This is a genomic window from Mesobacillus boroniphilus JCM 21738, from assembly GCF_000517385.1.
In the GTDB taxonomy this organism is placed as follows: domain Bacteria; phylum Bacillota; class Bacilli; order Bacillales; family Cytobacillaceae; genus Mesobacillus; species Mesobacillus boroniphilus.
The window spans coordinates 1-2,592 of sequence record NZ_BAUW01000184.1 but is presented as its reverse complement, the minus strand read 5'-3'; the positions used below and the strand labels follow the sequence as shown (position 1 = coordinate 2,592).

At 36.5% G+C, this 2,592-nt stretch carries 3 protein-coding genes and 1 pseudogene; all 4 read right to left on the bottom strand.

What is annotated here, in order from left to right:
- Positions 1 to 273: 273 nt before the first annotated feature.
- The 4 genes and pseudogenes from JCM21738_RS21530 to JCM21738_RS21515 all read right to left on the bottom strand — a co-directional run bounded on the left by JCM21738_RS21530 (position 274) and on the right by JCM21738_RS21515 (position 2,145).
- A complete protein-coding gene (locus JCM21738_RS21530; protein ID WP_023614113.1) occupies positions 274 to 879 on the bottom strand; it encodes an alpha/beta hydrolase in 606 nt (201 codons plus the stop codon).
- A gap of 28 nt (positions 880 to 907) precedes the next feature.
- Positions 908 to 1,075: pseudogene (locus JCM21738_RS21525) on the bottom strand (ring-cleaving dioxygenase); the annotation flags it as partial.
- A 256-nt stretch (positions 1,076 to 1,331) separates the two neighbouring features.
- Positions 1,332 to 1,700 carry a YbaN family protein gene (locus JCM21738_RS21520; protein ID WP_023614111.1) on the bottom strand — a complete coding sequence of 123 codons (369 nt, stop codon included), beginning with the start codon at positions 1,698 to 1,700 and terminating at the stop codon, positions 1,332 to 1,334.
- A 52-nt stretch (positions 1,701 to 1,752) separates the two neighbouring features.
- Entirely contained in the window at positions 1,753 to 2,145 is a 393-nt protein-coding gene (locus JCM21738_RS21515) for a hypothetical protein (protein ID WP_023614110.1), read from the bottom strand.
- Between the last annotated feature and the right edge of the window lie 447 nt (positions 2,146 to 2,592).

Here is a 2,592-nt window from a genome sequence, read left to right as displayed (position 1 = left end):
GGACACCAGAAACTCTGACCCATTTTTCATTATATTTAGTGCCTTATGTACTACTCCATGAACATTAAATTTTGTCTATCCTATAATTTTATTTCTGCATATTACTACATATTCGATGAACATATACATAAGCCCTTTTACACGTGAAATGGCTTTAAATCTCTATACAAGTAGATAGTAATAATAAAAACTGTAAATAAGCTCCGTTTTCAAGAGGTTGTTAACAGTCCGATAGCAATATTACCACAAGGTAGTACCTGCTGATGGTTAAAATTAAAATCTGTTTGTATACCAATCCCGGGCGGCCTCTACCTCACTTAGTGTCAATTGATGCCCGCTGTTCTCCCAATGCATTTCTACACTGGCATTAGCGTTAGACAACAGTGATTTTAATTCCTCTGACTCATGTGCGGGACAAATTGGATCATTTTTGCCAGCAGCTAAAAACACATCAGTACCTGACAATTCCGGAAGATCAATCCCTCTTCTAGGCACCATTGGGTGATGGAGGATTGCTCCTTTTAGGGCATTCTTATAATGGAAAATCAGACTAGCAGCAATATTGGCACCATTTGAGTAACCAATCGCAACAATATTATCGCGGCTAAAATCGTATTCTTCCGATGCTTCATCTAAGAACTCATTCAATTCATGTGTGCGGAAAACCAGGTCTTCTTCATCAAACACACCTTCAGCAAGCCTTTTGAAAAAACGCGGCATTCCATTTTCAAGGATATTCCCGCGAACGCTCAAAACAGATGCTTCCTGATCAATCATGTTTGCCAATGGGAGCAAATCATTTTCATTCCCACCTGTCCCATGCAGCAATAATAAAGTCGGTTTGGATGTATTTGTTCCTTTTTTAAAAATATGTTTCATTTCAACTCTCCTAACATTTTAAAAAAAGTTATATATCTAACTCTTTTACTTCAATTGGATCTAGTGATGCTTCAAGCTCTGCACGATATTTCTCATAATGTAGCGGAAGCATGAGCCTTTCCCCCATCCTATCATGAGATTCATCCATGGCAAAGCCTGGGGGATCAGTTGCTATTTCGAATAAGATCTCGCCATTCCCTACAATTGCAAAAATATGGTGGATACCAGTTGTTTTTTTCTTCATCCTGTTGTGCACCTGCCTTCTGTATAAACCACTAACCCCCGTATAAATATATCTTGAATTCGAGATAATTGTATAAATTAAAGCTGTTTATGTCAAGAATCGGATATTAAGTATGTTTTCCAAATGATACAGATTTTATCTATGCGATTGAAGCAAATAAGTTTAATCACCCGATTTTCTCGTTTAAAAGGAGTGATTTCTATCTGCTTCAAATAGTATTAAAAGATAAGATATAGGCGCTTACCGTAACAGCAATAACAATCAAGACAGCAGCAAGCCAAAAATTGATTTCAAAAAATAAGATCGTTCCCAATATCGAAATCCACATCAGGCTAAGACTTAACACCTTATTTTTATAGGTAATTCCGTTTTTCTCACGAAAATCCTTTATATATCCGCCTAACCATTTATTTTTGATTAGCTTTTGGTAAAGTTCGTCAGACGCTTTTACATAACAGGCTGCCCCAAGTAATATCAGCGGTGTGGTCGGCAAAAGAGGAATCACTATTCCAATCACTCCCAGGGTTATTGAAAGTGTCCCGATGGTGATTAATAAAGCCTTTACTGCGATGTTCACCGTGTATCCTCCCTAGAGTTTTTATATTAAGCATTTTATAAGATTCTGCCAACTAAAACTGGTTGACAGGAATTCCAGCCTCTATATAACTTCTAATAAGCTTCCAGCCAAAGTCATTAGTAAAAGTCTGAAAAAAGAGATTACCAGTCTCCATTTGTTTTCCGTTGATGACCAGGCTGGCAAGAATGATTGCCATTACCTCATGCTCTCTTATCTTTATCCTGTCTATTACAGTTAATTCCCATCTTGCCTCATTTCCTTTGACAAAATCGAAACCCTGCTCCCACCCTCTGATCGAATCATCATACCCGAAATCAGATATTTTCCCTTCTGTAACTTCCCTTGCCCGGTATTCACGTGAAATCAGCAACTTTAATTCTGGCAAGGAAGAATTTCTCAAAACTTCTAAATATTCATCAAGAAAACGATTAAATGACTTCTCCATTTCCACACCCCTTTTACAACAATGACAAAATTATCCTATAATATTATGATGATTTCAATACCTTCGAATGCATAAAACTAAAAAAGCTGCTCCCAAAGGAACAGCAGAATTACTTAAGAATTACTGAATGTCTAGTATAGTAATGGCTATATCTATAGAAAAATTCCACAATCGTCTCTCTTCCTTCGACGGTAAGAGTGTAAATAGTTTTAGTAGATTCTGAGTTTTTTTCGAAGGCAATTCCTTTTTCTGCAGCATATACTTCAAAATATGACTCGATTTCTTTCTTCTTGATAGTATTAGGAGTTTCTGAGATTGACTGTCGATTTTCCAGCACAAAAGTATCAATGTAAGAGACTATATCTTGTTTGCTTATACTCATATTAATGAATGATCATTCCTTCGTAATTAAATTATCCAATAATTGGCAAGAACAAAAAGCGCAAG